The organism is Blautia sp. 1001283B150304_161114_C9, from assembly GCF_015668165.1.
GTDB lineage: Bacteria > Bacillota > Clostridia > Lachnospirales > Lachnospiraceae > Blautia_A > Blautia_A wexlerae.
In genome coordinates, this window is sequence record NZ_JADPGO010000005.1 from 56,775 (window position 1) to 76,914 (window position 20,140).

At 42.0% G+C, this 20,140-nt stretch carries 15 protein-coding genes and 3 pseudogenes; 3 read left to right on the plus strand and 15 right to left on the minus strand.

The features are described 5' to 3' along the window. Nucleotide 1: 1 nt before the first annotated feature. From larB to I4V44_RS04055, 11 genes and pseudogenes are all read right to left on the minus strand, one after another. Entirely contained in the window at nucleotides 2-763 is a 762-nt protein-coding gene (gene larB / locus I4V44_RS04005; protein ID WP_020993373.1) for a nickel pincer cofactor biosynthesis protein LarB, read from the minus strand. A 12-nt stretch (nucleotides 764-775) separates the two neighbouring features. Beyond that, a pseudogene (locus tag I4V44_RS18090) lies at nucleotides 776-859 on the minus strand (AzlD domain-containing protein); the annotation flags it as partial. A gap of 12 nt (nucleotides 860-871) precedes the next feature. Then, a complete protein-coding gene (locus I4V44_RS04015; protein WP_118614478.1) occupies nucleotides 872-2,056 on the minus strand; it encodes an ATP-binding protein in 1,185 nt (394 codons plus the stop codon). Nucleotides 2,057-2,272: 216 nt separating this feature from the next. Continuing rightward, on the minus strand, nucleotides 2,273-3,673 hold the full coding sequence (gene rhaB / locus I4V44_RS04020; protein ID WP_025580508.1) for a rhamnulokinase: 1,401 nt from the start codon (nucleotides 3,671-3,673) through the stop codon (nucleotides 2,273-2,275). Between the two features lie 302 nt (nucleotides 3,674-3,975). Further along, entirely contained in the window at nucleotides 3,976-5,091 is a 1,116-nt protein-coding gene (locus I4V44_RS04025; RefSeq protein ID WP_118571276.1) for a substrate-binding domain-containing protein, read from the minus strand. Nucleotides 5,092-5,297: 206 nt separating this feature from the next. Continuing rightward, entirely contained in the window at nucleotides 5,298-6,278 is a 981-nt protein-coding gene (locus tag I4V44_RS04030; RefSeq protein WP_008705556.1) for an ABC transporter permease, read from the minus strand. A gap of 11 nt (nucleotides 6,279-6,289) precedes the next feature. Beyond that, on the minus strand, nucleotides 6,290-7,801 hold the full coding sequence (locus I4V44_RS04035) for a sugar ABC transporter ATP-binding protein (RefSeq protein WP_008705558.1): 1,512 nt from the start codon (nucleotides 7,799-7,801) through the stop codon (nucleotides 6,290-6,292). Between the two features lie 20 nt (nucleotides 7,802-7,821). Next, a complete protein-coding gene (locus I4V44_RS04040; RefSeq protein WP_008705559.1) occupies nucleotides 7,822-8,799 on the minus strand; it encodes an ABC transporter permease in 978 nt (325 codons plus the stop codon). 182 nt (nucleotides 8,800-8,981) lie between these two features. After that, the gene (locus I4V44_RS04045) at nucleotides 8,982-9,959 is read right to left on the minus strand and encodes a substrate-binding domain-containing protein (protein ID WP_022380185.1); all 978 of its coding nucleotides are present in this window, start codon (nucleotides 9,957-9,959) and stop codon (nucleotides 8,982-8,984) included. Then, on the minus strand, nucleotides 9,946-11,751 hold the full coding sequence (locus I4V44_RS04050; protein ID WP_196002374.1) for a sensor histidine kinase: 1,806 nt from the start codon (nucleotides 11,749-11,751) through the stop codon (nucleotides 9,946-9,948). The genes I4V44_RS04045 and I4V44_RS04050 overlap by 14 nt, the downstream gene beginning before the upstream one ends. Beyond that, nucleotides 11,748-13,367 carry a response regulator gene (locus I4V44_RS04055; RefSeq protein WP_118592774.1) on the minus strand — a complete coding sequence of 540 codons (1,620 nt, stop codon included), beginning with the start codon at nucleotides 13,365-13,367 and terminating at the stop codon, nucleotides 11,748-11,750. Before I4V44_RS04055 ends, I4V44_RS04050 begins: the two co-directional genes overlap by 4 nt. A gap of 455 nt (nucleotides 13,368-13,822) precedes the next feature. On the opposite strand from I4V44_RS04055, the gene I4V44_RS04060 reads away from it, so the two are divergent. Continuing rightward, nucleotides 13,823-14,266: an RbsD/FucU family protein gene (locus I4V44_RS04060; RefSeq protein WP_196002375.1), complete on the plus strand. Its 444-nt coding sequence runs from the start codon at nucleotides 13,823-13,825 to the stop codon at nucleotides 14,264-14,266. A gap of 297 nt (nucleotides 14,267-14,563) precedes the next feature. On the opposite strand, the gene I4V44_RS04065 is transcribed toward I4V44_RS04060, so the two are convergent. Beyond that, the gene (locus I4V44_RS04065; protein WP_022381348.1) at nucleotides 14,564-16,360 is read right to left on the minus strand and encodes an L-fucose isomerase; all 1,797 of its coding nucleotides are present in this window, start codon (nucleotides 16,358-16,360) and stop codon (nucleotides 14,564-14,566) included. Nucleotides 16,361-16,403: 43 nt separating this feature from the next. Next, nucleotides 16,404-16,508: pseudogene (locus tag I4V44_RS18095) on the minus strand (DUF6783 domain-containing protein); the annotation flags it as partial. On the opposite strand from I4V44_RS18095, the pseudogene I4V44_RS18100 reads away from it, so the two are divergent. Together I4V44_RS18100 and I4V44_RS04070 are read left to right on the plus strand one after the other, a co-directional pair. Beyond that, nucleotides 16,467-16,619: pseudogene (locus I4V44_RS18100) on the plus strand (DUF6783 domain-containing protein). The pseudogenes I4V44_RS18095 and I4V44_RS18100 sit on opposite strands and share 42 nt — an antisense overlap. A 229-nt stretch (nucleotides 16,620-16,848) precedes the next feature. After that, a complete protein-coding gene (locus I4V44_RS04070; RefSeq protein ID WP_161233885.1) occupies nucleotides 16,849-17,697 on the plus strand; it encodes an AraC family transcriptional regulator in 849 nt (282 codons plus the stop codon). Nucleotides 17,698-17,816: 119 nt separating this feature from the next. Here I4V44_RS04070 and I4V44_RS04075 read toward each other — a convergent pair whose 3' ends face one another. Together I4V44_RS04075 and I4V44_RS04080 are read right to left on the minus strand one after the other, a co-directional pair. Continuing rightward, entirely contained in the window at nucleotides 17,817-18,899 is a 1,083-nt protein-coding gene (locus I4V44_RS04075; protein WP_055053737.1) for a cob(I)yrinic acid a,c-diamide adenosyltransferase, read from the minus strand. A 68-nt stretch (nucleotides 18,900-18,967) separates the two neighbouring features. Further along, nucleotides 18,968-20,119: a 1-propanol dehydrogenase PduQ gene (locus I4V44_RS04080; protein WP_118569390.1), complete on the minus strand. Its 1,152-nt coding sequence runs from the start codon at nucleotides 20,117-20,119 to the stop codon at nucleotides 18,968-18,970. Between the last annotated feature and the right edge of the window lie 21 nt (nucleotides 20,120-20,140).

Sequence of the window (20,140 nt, forward strand, 5' to 3'; positions counted from 1 at the left end):
ATCAATTTCCTTTCTCATCTGTACCTGCTGCCAGACGGTTGATCTGCGTTGCCAGATAGCCGGCACCGTAGCCGTTATCAATATTCACCACAGCAATCCCATTCGCACAGGAATTGATCATAGTAAGAAGTGCCGAAAGACCATGCATACTTGCACCATAACCCACAGATGTCGGTACTGCGATCACCGGTCTGCTCACCAGACCGCCCATCACACTGGCAAGAGCTCCCTCCATTCCCGCAACTGCAATTACACAGTTCGCACTCTGGATCGTCTCCAGTCTGGAGAATAAACGATGCATTCCGCTGACTCCCACATCATAAATCCGTTCAACATTTGTGCCAAAATATTCCGCTGTCTGTGCAGCTTCCTCAGCAACCGGAATATCTGCAGTTCCTGCTGAACACACCGCAATCTTACCAATACGCTTCTTATCTTTCTTTTCAACCTTTAAGATACGCGAGATCGGATCATATTCTGTCTCCGGAAACTTCTCCTTCACCAGTTCATACTGATGTTGGGAAGCTCTGGTTCCGAATACCTCACCGTCTTCTCTGTATAATCTTTCAAAAATATTCAGAAGATGTTCATCTGCCTTATTACTGCAGTAGATTACTTCTGCGAAACCGGTTCTTGCCTTGCGGCTTGTATCCAGCTTCGCATATCCCATTTCTTCATAACTTTCTTTCTTAAGGATTCGCTCTGCCTCCTCCACAGATACAGAACCACTTTTTACACTTTCAAGAATCTCCTGTAAGGTCATGGATTCCTCCTTTTAGAACACCACCTGCACCAGAAACATATAGACAACCGTTCCCACTATAATACTGAGCAGTGTATTTCTCTTCCACAAATGAAGATTTTGCTGTTATCATTCTTTTTCCTTATCAGCGCCCTTATTTCCACGCTGATCGTAGTCATCCAGGAAATTGTAGTATTCTCCATCTTTATGATATCCCATAACAGTACGAAGATTAATATCCCGCACACTGTTAAAGATATTCGTCTCGATCACACTGCTTGTATTTCTAAACTGTGCAACCAACTCTTTCATCTCATCACGCTTGGAACCACGTCCGCCCCCACAGCTTACACAGTTCTCAGTAAAACGGCATGCACACTGAATGAAGTGCAGCCCATTAGTATCTCTCCATGCCTTGATCGCAGATTCCTTGATCAGATACATAGGACGGATCAGTTCCATTCCCTCAAAATTCTGACTGTGCAGCTTCGGCATCATAGTCTCCACCTTACCACTGTACAGCATACCCATGAGGATTGTCTCGATCACATCATCAAAATGATGTCCCAGCGCAATCTTATTACATCCCAGCTCCTTGGCATGAGAATACAGATAACCACGTCTCATTCTCGCACACAGGTAACAGGGATTATTCTCAATTTCTGCCACTGTATCAAAAATATCACTTTCAAAAACCGTAAGAGGAATTCCCAGAAGCTCTGCATTATCCTGAATAATCTTCCAGTTATCCGCATTATAGCCCGGATTCATTACCAGAAACACCAGTTCAAAATGAATCTTCCCATGACGCTTCAGCTCCTGAAGCAGCTTCGCCATCAGCATAGAGTCCTTACCACCTGAAATACAGACAGCAATCTTATCTCCCTCCTGAATCAGCTGATACTGATTCAAAGCCTTGGTAAACGGTCTCCAGACTGTCTTTCTGAACGTCTTGATAATACTGTGCTCAATCTCTTTCGTCTTCAGTTCCTTCTGCTCCTTAGCATCATTCTCCATAAAACGGCTCAGAGAAAGTCTCAGATAGGCACGATATCCACCTTCAATATTCACAGCCTCATACCCTGCATCACTCAGCTTCTCCACACAGTCCCGGCTTCTGTCCCCCGTATGACAGAGAACATACACCATCTTCTCCCTGTCCACAGACTCCATTCTTTCCTCAAACTCATCCAGCGGAATATTCACTGCCCCCGGAAAAGATCCCCTGCTGTACTGATCCGCCGGCCGCACATCCACGATCGTAATCTTAGAAGAATCAATCTTCTCCAGCTCTTCCACACTAATTGTATTCATATATAACCTGCCTTTATCTATTAAAATCAATCACTTACCTCTGATGAATCACCCTGTATTTCCGCCCAATTCACCAGCCATCATTATACTTTGAAACCCCATAATAGTCAACATATTCCCTTGCCGTTGACTCGTAACAGTCCCTGTTTCGTTACTGTGTGAACGGAGTGAACAGTAACACAAAAGGAACAGAGCCAATGCCCTGTTCCCCTTTTATTATTTATAAACTTTTACACCAAAGGATTCATGAATGATAGTACGAGCCTCTTCAATGGTTTTAAACTCTTCTGCTTTCAGCATCTGTGCTGTGATATTTCCGATTGCAGTTGCCTCTCCTGGACCTGCATGGATTTCTTTCTTTGTTGCCTTTGCAGTCAGCTCATTGAGATATCCTGCGTTGGAACCGCCGCCCACGATATGAATACGGCTGTAAGTCCTGCCTGTCATCTCTTCCAGCTCTTTTGCTGTCTTTGCATAGCATTCCGCAAGACTTGTGTAGATAACTGTTGCAATCTCTCCCAGAGTTTCCGGAACCTTCTGTCCTGTTCTGCGGCAGTAATCCTTAACTTCCTCTGTCATATTGTCAGGAGAAAGGAAACACTCATCATTTGCGTCTACTCTTGACGGGAAATCCTTTGCTTCCTCTGCCATTGCGCAGATTTCTGCAAAGCTGTATGCATCATTTACTTCATGACGCACAGACTGGATCATCCAGAGTCCCATGATATTCTTCAGGTAACGGAAACGGCCTGCATAACCGCCTTCATTTGTGAAGTTCATCTCACAGCTCTTCTCAGAGCAGTCAGCTTCTTTTCTCTCAATTCCCATCAGTGACCATGTTCCGGAGCTGATGTAGATAAAATCATCGTCATTTGCAGGAACTGCCAGTACAGCGGATCCTGTATCATGTGTTGCAGGTGCAACCACTTCCAGATCAAAGCCCACTTCTTCTCTGATCTTATCTGACAAATGTCCGATGCCTGTTCCGGGCATGATCAGCTTCTGAAACATTTTTCTCGGATAACCGAGCATATCGATCAGTTCATAATCCCAGTCCTTAGTAATCGGGCTTACAAGCTGTCCTGTCGTAGCTTCTGTGTACTCACAGGTTTTCTGTCCTGTAAGAAGGAAATGGAAATAATCCGGCACATGAAGAAGTGTCTCCGCCTGTTCCAGATATTCCGGATGTTTCTTTTTCACTGCCATCAGCTGATAGATCGTATTATAATCAGCTTTCTGGATACCTGTTCTTGCATAGAGATCTTTCAGGGAAATTGCCTTATAAACTTCTTTATCCATTCCCTCTGTACGGTGGTCACGATATCCTACTGTATTTCCAAGAACATTGTCATTTTTGTCCAGAAGTACGAAGTCAACGCCCCATGTGTCCACGCCCATACTTACCGGAATCTTGCCGATTTCTTTACATTTCTTCAGACCATTTACTACCTCTTTGAAAAGACGGTCAAATTCCCAGCAGAGTTCTCCGTCTTTCTTTACCATTCCATTCTCAAAACGATAAATTTCTTCCAGAACCATTTTTCCGTTTTCCATATGTCCAAGGATATGACGTCCGCTGGATGCTCCGATATCTACTGCTAAATAATATGCTGCCATTGCAAAACCTCCTCAATATATGAATTTATACGCTCTTCATATCTGATGATTTCATTTTATCTCAACTTACTCCCCCAAAATAAGAACCTTGTTTGTCTGAAAAAGTGTCCTTATTTGCTATTTTGAAATCTATCGTCGAAATAAGTATCTTTACAACTTAATAAAATCATCATTTCCAATCATTGTTTTATTGTTTGAACAACAACGCCGCACTTGCCATACGGCAGTGCGGCGTCTGTATTTGTATTAATAATTAATACTTAATTCTAAGGATTCATTTCCTCTCGATATTTACTTATCGATTAGTCATAAAGGTTAGGAGCGATTTCTTCGCTGTCCATGTTTGTGGAATCATACCAGTATCCATCTGTAGGAACATCTTCAAGTTCCTGTCCGTTAGCTGCTGCTGTCAGAGCGTAGATTGCATAGTAACCCATCATCAGAGGAGACTGTGTAACAGCACCGATGAATGTTCCATCCTGTACAGCGGCTTTAATGATAGAACCAGCATCGAAACCAACACCGATAACATCGCCTGCTCCTGCGTCAGAACCAAGAACGTTCAGGTTAGCATTAGCTGCAAGAACACCTTCTGCTGCTGTCTGGTTGGAACCGAAGATAGCGATGCAGTTTTCCTGAGAAAGGATTGCCTGAGCCTCTGTTGAGCAAAGCTCTACAGTTGTCTGTGCAGGAACAGCGACCTGGATAACAACGTCTGCGTCTGCTTCTTTTGCATCTGCACCTTTAGCTGCGTTTACATAGAACTCGTTACCTTTAACTGCAACTGTTTTTCCGTCAGCCTGAAGCAGTTCGATCATTTTGTCAATAAATCCGCCGCCACGCTGCTGAATATTCTGACCTGTAGCATCCTGGTTAACTTCACCGATGATAACCTGTCCATCTGCATTAGCTACAACATCTTTGATCGCATTGTACATGTTTTCAGCTGCAACAGAACCAGCCTGTGCGTTGTCTGTACAAACTTCACATACTACAGAGCCTTCCGGAGCGTCAGCGATACCTGTATCAAATGTTACTACCGGGATTCCTTTGTCAACGCATTCCTGAAGTGCATCAAGAACGGAAGAAGTATCGCATGCAGCAAGACCTAAACCTGCCGGCTTTGCAGCGATTGCTGTGTTGATCATGTTAACCTGGTCAGCGATATCAGATTCACTGTTTGGTCCCTGTGCCTTGTATGTAACACCAAGTTCATCAGCAGCTTTCTTCATACCTTCCTGAGCTGCATCCCAGTATGTAGACTGGAAAGATTTAACCATCATCGGGAAATCATAAGCTTCATTAGCTTTCAGATCTTTGAACTGTTCCGGCATATCGGCTGCCATAACGCTTGATGCGGACATTCCTGCTACCATTGCTGCACACATAACTAATGCGATCACTTTTTTTGCTTTCATTTAAAATTTCCTCCTTTTAAATATACATTTTTAATATAGTTTTTTTATAAATGATACCCCGGAGGCTTCCTCTCTCGTTCCGCCTTCCCCAAAATACACATATGACAATACTGTCGCCGAACATCCCCTGGAAGCCCTCCGTTGTTTCATATCCTGCTGTTTTGCATCTGTCGTAAGATGCATTTTTCTTTATTCAGTTTTGAAAATTATTTTGCTGCTGCTTTCTTTTCTTTCATGATATCGATCAGTACTGCAATGATAAGAACTGCACCTGTAATGATCTGCTGCCAGTTTGCCTGAAGTCCGATATATGGAAGACCGGTTTTCAGAAGCATGATAACGAAGATACCGGCTAAAGTACCGATTACTGATCCATAACCACCTGTTGCTGCAACACCACCTACGAATACTCCACCGATGGCATCCATTTCAAGTCCAGCACCGGTACCAGGCTGTACAGTTGGTGTAACTGCCGCATATGCGATAGCTGCAAGACCTGTGAAGAGTCCGCATACTACATATACCATAACATGATAGAATTTAACGTTGATTCCCGAAAGAGCTGCTGCTTCTTTATTGGAACCGATCGCGATCGTATAACGACCGAATTTTGTATGATTCAGAACATATTCCATTACAAGGACCAGAATGATCATCCATAAGAAACCGATAGGATAACGGGAAGCACTTCTTCCTGTTCCAACTGTAATCTTAAAGATTGAATGGAACCATCCGCCCTCCTGTGTAAGTCCCGGCCAGGGAGTGGCACTGCACAGGGATCCTGCACCTCGGGTAATCATACAGGTACAAAGTGTTGCAAGGAATGGCGGCAGGTTCATAATACCGATCAGCACACCATTTGCTGCTCCTACAATAATTCCAAGTACAATGCAAAGTAACATTGCAAGTACAACCGGAAGATTATTATTTCTTACCAGAGATCCTGCGATCAATGCGTAACATACCATACCTGTTCCGATTGACAGGTCTACACCTCCTGTAATAAGAGGGAATGTAACACCGATTGCCATCAGAAGATCATAATATGAGAAATCCAGCATACTCAGGATTGTGGTATACTGTCTGAACTCCCTGCTCTTAAAGGAGAAAATTGCAAACAGTACAATAATAACCAGTAATACAATAAATCTCTGATCACTTAAAATACTTTTTTTCTTCTTAGTCATGACTTTCCTCCTTAATTGATGTTCCGTGTTGCATGATTCATAATGTGTTCCTGTGTAGCTTCGGAAATATCAATATTTCCTGTAATCTTACCTTCACACATAACGATAATACGGTCACTCATACGGAGAACTTCTGTCATTTCAGAAGAAATCATGATAATAGATTTACCTTCTGCAGCCAGTCTGTTCATTAACTTGTAAATTTCATTCTTGGCACCAACATCAATACCTCTGGTCGGCTCATCAAAAATAAGAATCTCACTGTCTCGTGTCAGCCATTTTGCGATAACGACCTTCTGCTGGTTACCACCGGAAAGATTGACTACCAGCTGCTCGCAGTTTGGAGTTTTGGTTGCCAGCTCTTTAACGTATTTCTCTGAAACTTCTTTTTCTTTTGATTTATTAATGAAGATACCACTGGTAAATTCTTCCATGGTTGCCAGCGTAGTATTCTCTGTTACAGATTTCTGTACGACACAACCATATCTTCTTCTGTCCTCTGACAGATAACCAATACCATATTTAACTGCATCCTGAGGACTGTTGATAGTTACCTCGCGAAGCTGTCCGTCTTTTCCCCTTATAGAGATCTTTCCACTCTGTTTCGGGTCAGCACCAAACAGTGCTCTTGCTGTCTCAGTACGTCCGGCTCCCATCAGTCCTGAGAAACCAAGAATCTCACCTTTGCGAAGTTCAAAGCTTACATTCTGAACCATCTTACCTGCATTCAGGTTCTCTACCTTAAGAACAACAGGTGCATCCGGTGCAACCATGCTGTGTTCCTTAGGATCTTCATAAATGACACGTCCAACCATCATGTTGATGATGTCTTCTTTTGTACTGTCTGCTGTGATCAGCGTTCCTACATAACCACCATCTCGCATGACTGTTACTCTGTCAGTGATCGTTTTGATCTCATCCATACGGTGGGAAATATAAACGATTCCAAGACCTTTCTTACGAAGATCACGGATAATCTCGAATAAGTCTGCAATCTCTTTCTCTGTCAGTGCTGCTGACGGCTCATCAAAGATAATAACCTCTGCTTTGTGGGAAATAGCCTTTGCGATCTCACACATCTGCTGTTTTCCGACGGTAAGATTGTTCATCTTTTCTTTTGGATTGATTTCAATGTTCAGTTCCTGAAAGAGTTTTTTGGAATCTTCGATCATTTTCTTATCATCAATGCTGAACCCTTTCTTTGGTTCACGTCCGATAAAAATATTCTGAGCTACGGTAAGATCACCTACCATGTTCAGCTCCTGATGCACGATTACAACACCTGCATCCTGCGCTTCTCTTGTGTTATGGAATTCAGTTTCCTTTCCTTTATAGGTAATGGATCCTGAATCTTTCTGATAAATACCGGTAAGAACTTTCATCAATGTAGACTTTCCGGCACCGTTTTCTCCCATAAGAGCATGTACTTCGCCGCGTTTCACTTCAAAATTAACGTGATCCAGAGCATGAACTCCAGGAAAGGACTTATCAATGTCCTTCATAGTCAAAATAACTTCACCCATTGTTACATCCTCCCTTCCGATCAGTTCTTTCTGCGTCTTGCAGAAACGTCGACATAAACTGCTACAATTACGATAAGTCCTGTGATGATCATCTGCTGACCTTTACCAAGACCAAATGCCATGATACCCTGCTGAAGAAGAGAAATGATAAATACACCGATGACTGTACCGCCGATAGAAGCAAGTCCGCCAACCATGGATGTACCACCCATTACACAGCCTGCAATCGCTTCATTGTTGTACTGATCGCCGTATCCAGGCTGAACAGTTGTATAAGCACCAACAAAGAAAATTGCTCCGATTCCTACAAGAACACCGCAGATCACATAAGCAAGCATTCTCCATTTTTTTGTATTAACACCGCTGAGTCTTACTGCTTCGCTGTTAGAACCAAGACAAAGGATATAACGTCCCGGTTTTGTGTTATAAAGAATAATTCCACAGATCACTGCTGCTGCCAGGAAAATCACAAGTCCTACAGGGAATCCCTTATAGGAGATAAGATTTCTGAACCATCCGTTTACAGGATCACTTCCCAGTGGCCAGCTGACGGACTGTGTCTTTGTAAATACAGATGCAATACCTTTTGCAATGTTCATAGATGCCATGGAAATGATAAATGGCGGAACTGACATATAAGATACCATCCAGCCATTAAACACGCCAAATGCAAATCCGATCAGAATGCAGATCACCATTGCTGCTGCACAAGGTACATGATAAGATGTCATGCAGTAACCTGAGATCAGGGCACAGCAGAACATTACAGGTCCAATGGAGAAATCGATTCCTCCAGTGGCAATTACAAATGTTACTCCAAGTGACAGAAAGCCCAGGAAGTATACATAGTTCAAAGTAGATTTGATACTGTCACCTACAGGGAACTTACTTCCCAGAACTACTTTGAAGACTACGAACATAAGAACCAGAATACATGCTAACAGGATTCTGTTCAGACCGAGTTTCTTCACAATTGGATTTTGTTTCAACTTTTCCAAGTTTTTCACCCTCCTTACGTTATTTCGTATCTCTTTGTTTTCTATATCTTACCTTACCTGTCGGATAATTGTAATGAAATATCTTCCAAAAAAAGGTTAAATATTTCCTTTTTTTCATCCGGAAATATTTAACCTTTTTGCTTCTTTTATCCTTATATTATGCAGTCGTTTCAACGCGTCAGTCAGCTAAACGGGAAGATCAGCCGTTCAATATCACTGTTATACATATTCTCCGGCGTAACCAGCTCGCATCCTGAATCAATATTCTTCTCTACTGCATCCCCGTTAAGCATATGAATGGTTTCTTCCACTCCGATATACCCCATCCGGAATGCTTTCTGCACAATAATTCCCTTATAAACGCCCATTTCCATAAGATTGATGGCCTCCTGAGAACAGTCCACACCAACTACTGCGATCTTATCTTTCGCTCCTGCATCACTGACTGCTCTTCCCACACCAACTGCAGAATATTCGTTCATTCCTGCAATCAGTTCCAGATCCGGATATTTCCTCATCAGTTCCTGCGCCAGTTCATAGGATTTCTCATAGAGTGAGTTACAGTAGACAATATCTACTATGTTATCAGCATAGTCACCAAGACCTTCCCTGAATCCCTGTTCTCTCTCCACAGCCGTGGAAACACCTTTTACATGGCTGACAATGGCTATCTTTGAATCTTTATCGATTAATTTTCTGGCATACTCTCCTAACATCCTGCCTGCATTCACATTATCTGTGGCAACTGTAAGATCCTGCAATTCTTCTTTTGTATAGGAATCAATATAGGTAATACGGATTCCTTTTTCTTTTGCTTCCTTCAGAAGTTCATCTGATGCATCCATGCTGGAAGGGGAAAACAGAATCGCATCCGGTTTCTGCTCAATGGCTTTTTTCAGAAGTTTATTCTGTTCTTCTATATTCTCTTCTTTATCCGGAGCCAGGATTTCAAGGTCAGATTCATATTCCTCTGCCGCCATCTTACAGCCGGATATTACCGAAGTCCAGAAATCATTGGTATTATCCCTGATCTTTGGAATATAAATGAGGGAGCATTTTTTCGTCTGTGTTGCCTCCGGTTTCAGGATTCCGGCAAAAATCACCACTGCTGCCGCCATAAGGATTGCAACTGTTATAATCTCTTTTTTATGACTTTTCATGGGATTCCTCCTGTATTCCGGGAATTACAACAGATGCTGTGGTTCCCTTTCCTTTTTCACTGTGATAGATAATGCCATAATCTTTTCCATAATATAAAACCAGACGCTGCTGCACATTGTACACCCCAACTCCATTGGAACGGTAATTCACCTTATGCTTATCATAAATATGTTTCAGGGTTTCCTCATCCATTCCCACACCATCGTCCGTAATATCGATTACTGCATTCTCACCTTTCATATATCCATGTACTGTCAACAGTCCTTTACTGTCTTTATATTTTAAGCCATGATAAATTGCATTCTCCACGAGCGGCTGCAATACCAGACGAATGATAGGTACCTGTGTAATGGATGGATCTGCCTTTATCTCAAATTCCAGCTTATCCTTGTAGCGCATCTTCTGGATCGTGAGGTAACTTCTGACATATTCAATCTCCTGTCCGACTGTTACAAGCTCATCCTCATTGCTGATACTCTGTCTGAGCAGTCGCGCCAGAGAAGCCGTCATTATCACCACTTCCTCATTCTTCTTTCCTTCAGCCATCCAGATAATAGAATCCAGCGTATTATACAGAAAATGTGGATTGATCTGCGACTGCAGGGCTTTCAGTTCTATTTTTCTCTTCTGCTCCTGCTCCTTTACATTCTGCTCCATTAATTCCCATATCCTGTGCGTCATCACATTAAAAGATCTGGTAAGACTTCCTATTTCATTGTCGGAAATCACCTCTATATCTTCAATATCAAAATTTCCTTTCTGCACACTTTTCATGGAATCACGAAGCTTCTGGATCGGCAGCGTAATATTCCTGGCAATCAGGCTGGAAATCAGAAGAGCAACTATGATCAACCCCACTGCTACCAGCACATAAATACTTCTTGTCTGTCTGCTGTTTCGTAAAAGTTCAGACATATTCATGCATCCCACAATAGTCCATCCTGTGATATCAGAATGGGACAGTGCATAAATTTTCTCGTCATCTCCCTTTCCGACAGTAACAATATCTGATTTTGCATTCATAACAAGTGAAATGTTCTCTGTCTGCAGTTCATTATATAACTGCTGCTGTTGTGGATGATAAACGATATTTCCATTCTGATCAAGAATAAAAACATATCCTTTATCTCCCATGCTGCTCTGCGCACAGAGTTCACTGATCGCACTGTAATTCAGATCCAGAAAAACTACTCCATCCTCTGCTTCTGTTCCTGTATAATTGCGGATTCCTCTGCTGAGTGTGATGACCCATGGTCTTTCTCCCTTTATCACATTCTGCACATGAGATGATGTCAGATTATACCGGTCATATTTTCCGACTGCATCTGCATACCATGGCTGTGTATTAAGATCTACATATGTATTTCTCACAGATAATCCATTGTCAAACAGAGATGGAGTATTCTTATCCTCTCTGACAATCCCGATATTTCTGATATCCGCCCTGCCCTTCAGGATCGTTTTAAACTGTTCCACAAGACGCTGTCTGTATTCACTGTAATTTTCATCCTTTGTGGCTCCATGTCCTTTTTCACTGTACAGATATTTATAAGCATCACCGCTTTGCGCGATCACTGACGCAATATTATCCATATAACTGATATACGAATCTATATTCTGATTCAGCTGTTTGATGATCGTCTGTGTATACATGACAGAATTTTCATAAATAGATGAATTCGTATATCTCAGAGATACCACTGTCACAACCAGCACAGCACTTAATACCAGGATCGACACCGCACAGAAAATAGAACTCTGAATACTCTTAAATTTTGAAGAAATCTTCATCGGCGTTTCTCCCTTGCATATTCGGTAGGTGTTTTTCCTGTCATCTTCTTAAATGAAATTCCGAAATAGTGTGGATCTGAAAATCCTACTTTTTCCGCAATCTCATAATTCTTCAGAGTTGTATTCTCCAGGAGTTCCTTCGCCTTCTCCATTCTGATCCTGGTAAGTGATTCGATAAATGTTTCCCCTGTCATCTCCTTAAAAATAGTACTGAAATAGCTGGTACTGATATTCAGATAAGAACAGATACTGTTCAGACTCAGATCCGGATCCATATAATTTTTCCGGATATAATCCATAGCCATCATTCCCTGCCTCTGGCCGCTGGAACTATTCAGATCCTGAAGTGATTCAAAAACTCCTTCAGCATACTTCTTCACCAATGTCACTGCTTTATCAAAGGTTTTTGCCTGAGAAACTTCTTTCAGAAGCTTCTCTCTCTGAGCAATGATCTTTTCCGGATCATCACTCAGGGACTGGCAGGTATTTCCGATGGCACGTATCACCTGCTGAAGATAAATGCAGGCATAGCTTTTCTCCACCAGTGCCCCTTTGATCTCATGCTCGATCTGCTCCAGGATTTCTGTCACTTTCTGCCTGTTTCCGACCTTTATCTCTTCTGTCAGTGTTTCCAGAGATTTTATAAGATTAATACTGTTGTCCGTTTTCTTTTCTTCCATATCCAAAAGGAGGCTGCCTCCCAGCAGATACCGATAGCCAATGGCTTTCTCAGCAAGCTTATAGGAATAGACCAGTTCCTGAGGTGATCTCACCCAGCTTCCGATTCCTATAGAAGTTTCAATCCCGATCACTTCTTTTACTTTCTGCTGGATTTCCTGACAGATACTATGTATTTTGTCTCCGAATTCTCTGGATCTGCATCCTGTAAATATAATGCATACCCGATTGCTGCCTTCCTGATAAGCAACACCTGCGTTCTCTCTGGTCACAATTTCATTGCTTATATTAAAAAGTACAAAGGACATCAGTGCGCTTTCCTGCTGTTTATGCATATCTACCTGATACATTTCTGAGTAAGTGTCCATATCAAAAACAGCTACTCTGTAGCTCGAACAGTCAAAGCTGATCCCCAGCTTTTTCAGTTCCAGAAGACTTACCTGTACATCTCTGGTACAATTTACAAGAGTCTCCAGTGCTTTCGACCGGATGACATCCACATTCTTGTGGTAATCCTTTGAAGTCTGCGACAGGGATTCCATTTTTTTCTGTTCTTTTTTTCTGGAATCCAGTTTCTCTTTCATATTCCGGAGCACTTTTGTCAGTTCCATTGCTGTGACAGGTTTGAGCATATATTCACTTACATTATAACGGATTGCTTTCTTCGCATATTCAAATTCCCCAAAACCGCTGAATATAACAATAAGAATATCCGGATAATTATCATGAAGAAACTCGCTCAGTTCCATACCATCCATATAAGGCATACAGATATCTGTCAATACAACATCCACCTTGTGGCTCTGCACAAATTCCACTGCCTGTCTGCCATTCTCACAATCCCCCACAAGCTCACAGTCCAGGCTTTTCCAGTCAATGTTCTCCCTGATTGCATCCCTGACCAGGATTTCGTCGTCTACCAATAATATTTTGTACATATTAAGTTTTATCCCCCATAAGATCAGGCATCATCCCCTGCCTGATAACCCAAATAAAAATGTTACTGTTCACTCCGTTCACACTAACTTAGCCAAAATTCATTCCAGATTGCCTGCGGCAATGGAATTTTGGCTTAAAACTACTACATCCTTTTACTTATTTAACCGAATCAGGTAAGTCCTCTGCCAGGCAGCTATTCGGTTATGAGCAAACAGCAAAGTAAATTTCAAATATCCGCTTGATTCGCTATAATGATAATAGCATATTTATACTATTTTTTCAATTTTTTCAATATATTTTTGTGCATTTCATACAACTCTGTGTGTTACTGTTTCCTCCGCTGTAAACTATAAAAATTTACTCTTTTTGCGTAAAATATTGCCTTGAATAATCTGATTTTTTTCATTAAACTGTTTACAATGATTTTCAGAATTTTGAAAGGAGAATACAAATTATGTTAAAGGGAATTCCTGAAATTTTATCACCGGAATTATTAAAAGTTTTATGTGAAATGGGCCACAGCGATCGTCTTGTTATCGCAGACGGTAACTTCCCTGTTGAATCTATGGGAAAGAATGCCATCACTATCCGCTGTGACGGACATGGTGTACCGGAAATCCTGGATGCGATCCTCAAACTGTTTCCACTGGATACTTATGTAGAGCATCCTATAAATCTCATGGAAGTTATGCCTGGCGATAATGTAGAAACACCAATCTGGGATACATATAAAGAAATCGTTGCCAAATATGACGAGCGCGGCGATAAAGCGGTTGGAAATATTGAACGTTTCGCTTTCTATGAAGAAGCCAAAACTGCATATTGCATTATTTCCACAAGCGAAAAAGCTCTGTATGCAAATATAATGCTTCAGAAAGGTGTTGTAATCAACAACTGATTTTGCTTTATCTTTTCGTTACTGTTCACAGTAACGTAGCCAAAATTCATTCCAGATTGCCTGCGGCAATGGAATTTTGACTTGTATGTCTCGGGATTTTGGCATATTCATGCCAAATATCATTTTTACACATTATACACACATCACACATACATATATATACAACAGGCTGGTATCTGTACACACAGATATCAGTTTGTTTTTTTTTGATTCCCCCTGATACAAACAGCCGCCCAAAGTCAGATCATCTCCAACTCCGGGCGGCCGATATACATTCTTACATATCGGTTTTATTTATTATTTGTAAAGAGGTCCATAATTCTTGCATGCTCTGAAATCTGCACCTTCTTTATCCATTCCAAATGCATTCCATGCTGCCGGACGATAGATATCTTTCTCAGGAACATTGTGCATGGATACAGGAATTCTCAGCATAGAGCACATTGTGATAAGATCTGCACCAATGTGTCCGTAGGAGATTGCTCCATGGTTTGCACCCCAGTTGTTCATTACATCATAAGCTGTCTTGAACGGTCCTTCTTTGCCATCGCATCTTGGAGCAAACCATGTACATGGCCATGTATAGTCTGTACGTTTCCACAGCTTGTCAGATACTTCTTCAGGAAGAGCTACTGTCCATCCTTCAGCGATCTGCAGAACCGGTCCAAGTCCTTTTACAAGGTTCAGACGGATCATTGTTGCAGGCATCTGGGCACGTGTTTCATAACGGCTGGAGTATCCGCCTCCACGGAAATATCCGTTGTCAGCCATACACCATTCTGTGTTTTCCATGATTGCTTTCTGGTCTTCTTCTGTGATATCCCACCACTGTTTCATAACAGCTGTTCCATCAGCTTCTTTTGCTTCTCCGTTAGCATCAAGGCAGGCAGCACCGGAGTTGATCAGGTGAAGGAAACCGCCGGCTTCTTTTGCTACGCCCTCAAGGTCATATCCTGTAGCTTTCTTAACAGCCTCCGGGCTCCAGTATGTACGAACATCAGCGAAAATCTGTGCTCTGTTTGTAAGAAGTTTCATGAACAGCATTCCAAGTCCGTTAAGAACATCGTTCTCTGTAGCCAGGATGTATGGTTCACGTGCTCCGTTCCAGTCAAAGGAGGTGTTCAGCATAGCTTCTGCAAAGTCACCGTTCGGATAGAAATCTGTCCACTGTCTCTGTCCCTGGAAACCGGCTGCCAGAGCATTGTGTCCGATTGCTTCTTCAGAGAATTTAGGATCAAGGTTGTCACAGCCGTTCATCAGTTCTTTGATGATAACTGCCATCTTAACAACAAACTCGAACTGCTCTTCTTTCTTTTCAGCTGAGAACTGAAGTTCTTCAGGGTTCTTATCCCAGCCAATCTTACAGGTTTCTTTTGCCCATTTCAGAGCTTTCTCAAATTCTGCGTGATCATAGATACCTTCTGTCATACGACGGATGATCTCTACCTCATCAACAGACTCAACTCTCATTCCAAGATAAGATTCGATGAAATCGGAATCAATGATAGATCCGCCGATACCCATTGTTACAGAACCGATCTGCAGATAGGATTTTCCTCTCATGGATGCTGCTGCAACTGCTGCGCGGCCGAATCTTAACAGTTTTTCTTTAACATCTTCCGGAATAGATGTGTCATCAGCTTCCTGAACATCATGTCCATAGATACCGAATGCCGGAAGTCCTTTCTGTGCATGTGTTGCAAGTACAGATGCAAGGTATACAGCACCAGGTCTTTCTGTTCCGTTGAATCCCCATACAGCTTTGATCGTCTGTGGATCCATATCCATTGTCTCAGCGCCGTAGCACCAGCATGGTGTAACTGTAAGAGTGATATCTACGCCTTCTTTACGGAATTTATCTGCACATGCAGCGCTCTCTCCAACACGTCCGATGGTTGTATCAGCGATTACAACTTTAACCGGTTCACCGTTGGAATATCTTAAATTCTCTTCAAATAATTTAGCAGCTGATTTCGCCATATTCATTGTCTGATCTTCCAGAGATCCACGAACATCCAGTGCTCCTCTACGACCATCGATAGTAGGTCTGATACCAATTACCGGATAGCTGCCAATTAATCTGCTCTTTGCCATAATAAAATACCTCCTGATAAATTATTGTAATATTCCCGCAGGATCATTTCCTGCTAGAGCGTGTCTGAAAAAGGCTTTCTGCAAGATGTGCGTCACAATTTGTGGGATATTTTGCCCGGATGAGGGCGCCGTAGCGGGCTACGGCAACTGAATTCGGGTGAAATATCCCGCAAAGTGGGGCGTGCAGATTGCGGGAATGATTTTTCAGACACGCTCTAACCCCCAAGATTACATTTTCACTTTTCGCAGCATCTTCTGACTGCAAATATAACAAAAATAATAACCTCTACACCTGTTGTGCCAAGTAGCCCGATAACCACTGTTCACTCCGTTCACAGCAGCCTGACCACTCAACTTTGTTACTGATATCTATTATATAATTGCATTCAGAAAATTACTTGTGTTATAATAGCAAAAAACAGTACAATATTCACTTTTTCTGTTTTAATCATAAAATTTCTGTAAATTTTGTAAGGAGGAAAGTTCTTTTGCATGATTTAAACCATAATGAAGACCGTCCAAGAGGCACTTATGAGTTTCCATTTGAGTTTCATCACATCGATCATACACATCCCAGATATGTCATGTCTTATCACTGGCATGTGGAATATGAAATAATTCGTATTCTGGAAGGTTCTCTTACCGTCACTTTAGACGAAAAAAGTTTTACAGCAGTTAAGAATGATGTCATTTTTGTACATAGTGGAATCCTTCATTCAGGAATTCCCCATGATTGTGTATATCAGTGCATTGTTTTTGATATGAACACTTTTTTGAAAAACAATCCTGTATGCGGAGAATATATCCAGAAAATCCTGCATCAGGAAACAATGCTTTTTCCACATTTTTCAGATGAGCATCCACAGATTCTGAACTGTATTTCTGTTCTGTTTGATGCCATGTATGAAAAAGATACCGGATATGAGCTGACTGTATTTGGACAATTTTACCACTTTTTTGGTTTGATTTTCAGTAATCATTACTTTATCGAAAATCCTACCCGAACGCGCAGAGACTATAAACGTATTCTCCAGTTGAAGCAGGTTCTGGAATTTATCGAAAAAAATTATGCCAATCCTATCACACTTCAGGAACTGTCTGCTTCTGTCTCTATGTCACCGAAATATTTCTGCAGGTTCTTTTCGGAAATGACCCATCAGACTCCTGTGGATTATCTGAACAGACAGAGAATTGAAGAAGCCTGTTTACAACTGGCGGCTACTGATGATTCAATCACAGAAATTGCTTACAGGAACGGATTTAATGATCTGAGTTATTTTATACGTACTTTTAAGAAATACAAAGGCATGACTCCCGGGAAATATAAGCGAAGATAAATCAGTACATCGCAAAAAGACCAGAACAGCTCTCTTCAGAACTGTTCTGATCTTTTTAATACTCCTTCGCAACTGTCTGGTGCCTTCAACAGCGGACTGCCAAATAGTTGTCATCCATCTTACAATATTTCATTTAACACAGACTGACCATACTCTGCCAGACTATGGTCTTCTTCTCCTGTACCGCCACTGATTCCAAGTCCACCGATAATTGTATTTCCGGACTTCAGCGGAATACCGCCGCCGAAAATAACGATTTTTCCACCATCCAGCTTGTCAACGCCATAAAAGGTTCCTCCGGGCTGTGCGATCTTCGAAAGTTCCATTGTAGACATCTTCACTGCCACTGCAGTATAGGCTTTCTTCATTGCAACATCGAAGCTTACAAGGAATGCTCCATCCATCACATGGACCGCAACCGGATTTCCTTCCGGATTGCAGACCGCGATTACCGCACGCTGCCCTCTGCGCACAGCTTCCTGCTCCAGTCTCTCGATCAGTTTCTTCGCTGTATCCAATGTTATCCTGCTCTGAATTCCCATTCGTTTAAGAACCTCCTGGATGACGGCTTCATTGATATCTGCCGTCTTTTTTAATACATCTGTATTACTGTCGGACGGTTCCGGCAATGCATCTGTATTATTATCAGACGTTTTCGCCAATGCACCCGCATGATCATCAGACAGTTCCACTGAAAGATCAGAGTAATACTCTATATATCTCGCCAAAATATACAGATAATCCGAAAGGCGGTTAAGAAATCTCTTACTCTCTGTATCTGCGCCAAACTTCACGCTGACCTGTGCAAGGCAGCGCTCTGTTCTTCTGGCAACAGTACGTGCAATATCTATCTCTGCAGCCAGTCGGCTCTTTCCTGTAAGCTTCTCCGGAACAGGCTTTTCGCACAGTGCTTCCAGTTTATCTGTTTCCGCCTCCAACACTGCTGTTTCCTTTTCACTGACTTTACAGTCACGATCATATGGGTTACTGACTCCCGCTGCGATCAGATCAAGATTCTTTTGAATACGTTCAAGAAGCTGAAGTATTTCTGACTGACGGAGCATACTTTTTACAAGTTCAATATGACTATTCAGTTCATCAGCCTCACCCATAAGGCGGATACGGTCATCAGACTTGGAAATATTACCGGCATGAGCCATATCTGTAATTCCTCTGTCTCCTCTTTTTGTATAAATACTCATCTCTTCTCCATCTCCTGTATCTGATTTCAGCGGCAGTCAGCATCTGCCGGAAATTATTGTCTTCATTTTCAGAATGACCATAATTTCGTATAAATCTTTATAATATCTTCTTTAGTCGGAACTCTCGGATTATTCACTGTGCAGGCATCTGCAAGTGCTGCGTCTGCCATCTTGTCAATTGCTGCAAAATATTCTTCCGGTGCAATTGTTCCCAGTTCCTGAATCGTCAGCGGAATATTCATCTCTTTCTGCATAAACTGAATCCAGTTTACCAGAGAACGGACCGTCATTACTTTATTATAATTGCTCAGTCCGAGAATGTGCGCAACATTGGCGTATCTCTTTACAGCCGGAAGATACTCTTTCTGGCTCTTACTGTGCTTATTGATATCAGAATTAAATTCTACGATATGCGGAAGCAGCATAGCATTTGCCCTTCCATGCGGAATATGGAACATTGCTCCCAGCTGATGAGCCATGCTGTGAGTGATTCCAAGACCTGCTGTATTAAAGGATAAACCAGCCAGACAGGAAGCTACATGCATTTTTTTACGCGCATGCATATCACTGCCGTCCAGATATGCTCTCAGCAGGAATACTCCGCAAATTTCAATGGCTTTCTCCGCAAGTGCAGAAGAGAATTCATTATGTGCAGTACTTACGTATGATTCCAGCGCATGTGTAAACACGTCCATACCAGTATCTGCTGTGATGGCCGGCGGAACACTCTTTACAAGCTCTGCATCCAGAATTGCTTCATCTGCTGTAAGGCTCTCTGAGATCAGCGGATATTTTACATGTGCTGCAGTATCGTTTACTACTGCAAAAGAAGTAACTTCTGATCCGGTACCACTTGTAGTCGGAATTGCGATCAGACCTACTTTTCCGTAATTGTTGATCTTCAGTGCAAATTCTCTGATTGCCTTGGAAGAATCAATCGCAGAACCACCACCGACTGCAACAACTGCTTCCGGCTGATATTCCAGGAACTTCTTTACCCCTTCTGCAATCTTGTCCACAGGTGCATCCGGCACAACGTCATGGAAAATATCGTATTCAATACCTGCACTGTTTAAAGGAGCAGTGATCAGATCGATCATTTTACTTTGTACCACAAATGGATCTGTTATAATGAGAACCCTTTTATACGGGATCTCTTTTAATCTGTCTAACGCGTTATCCCCAAAATGGATCGCGGTTTTCATCTCAAAAGTATTCATTGTATCATACTCCTATTTTCT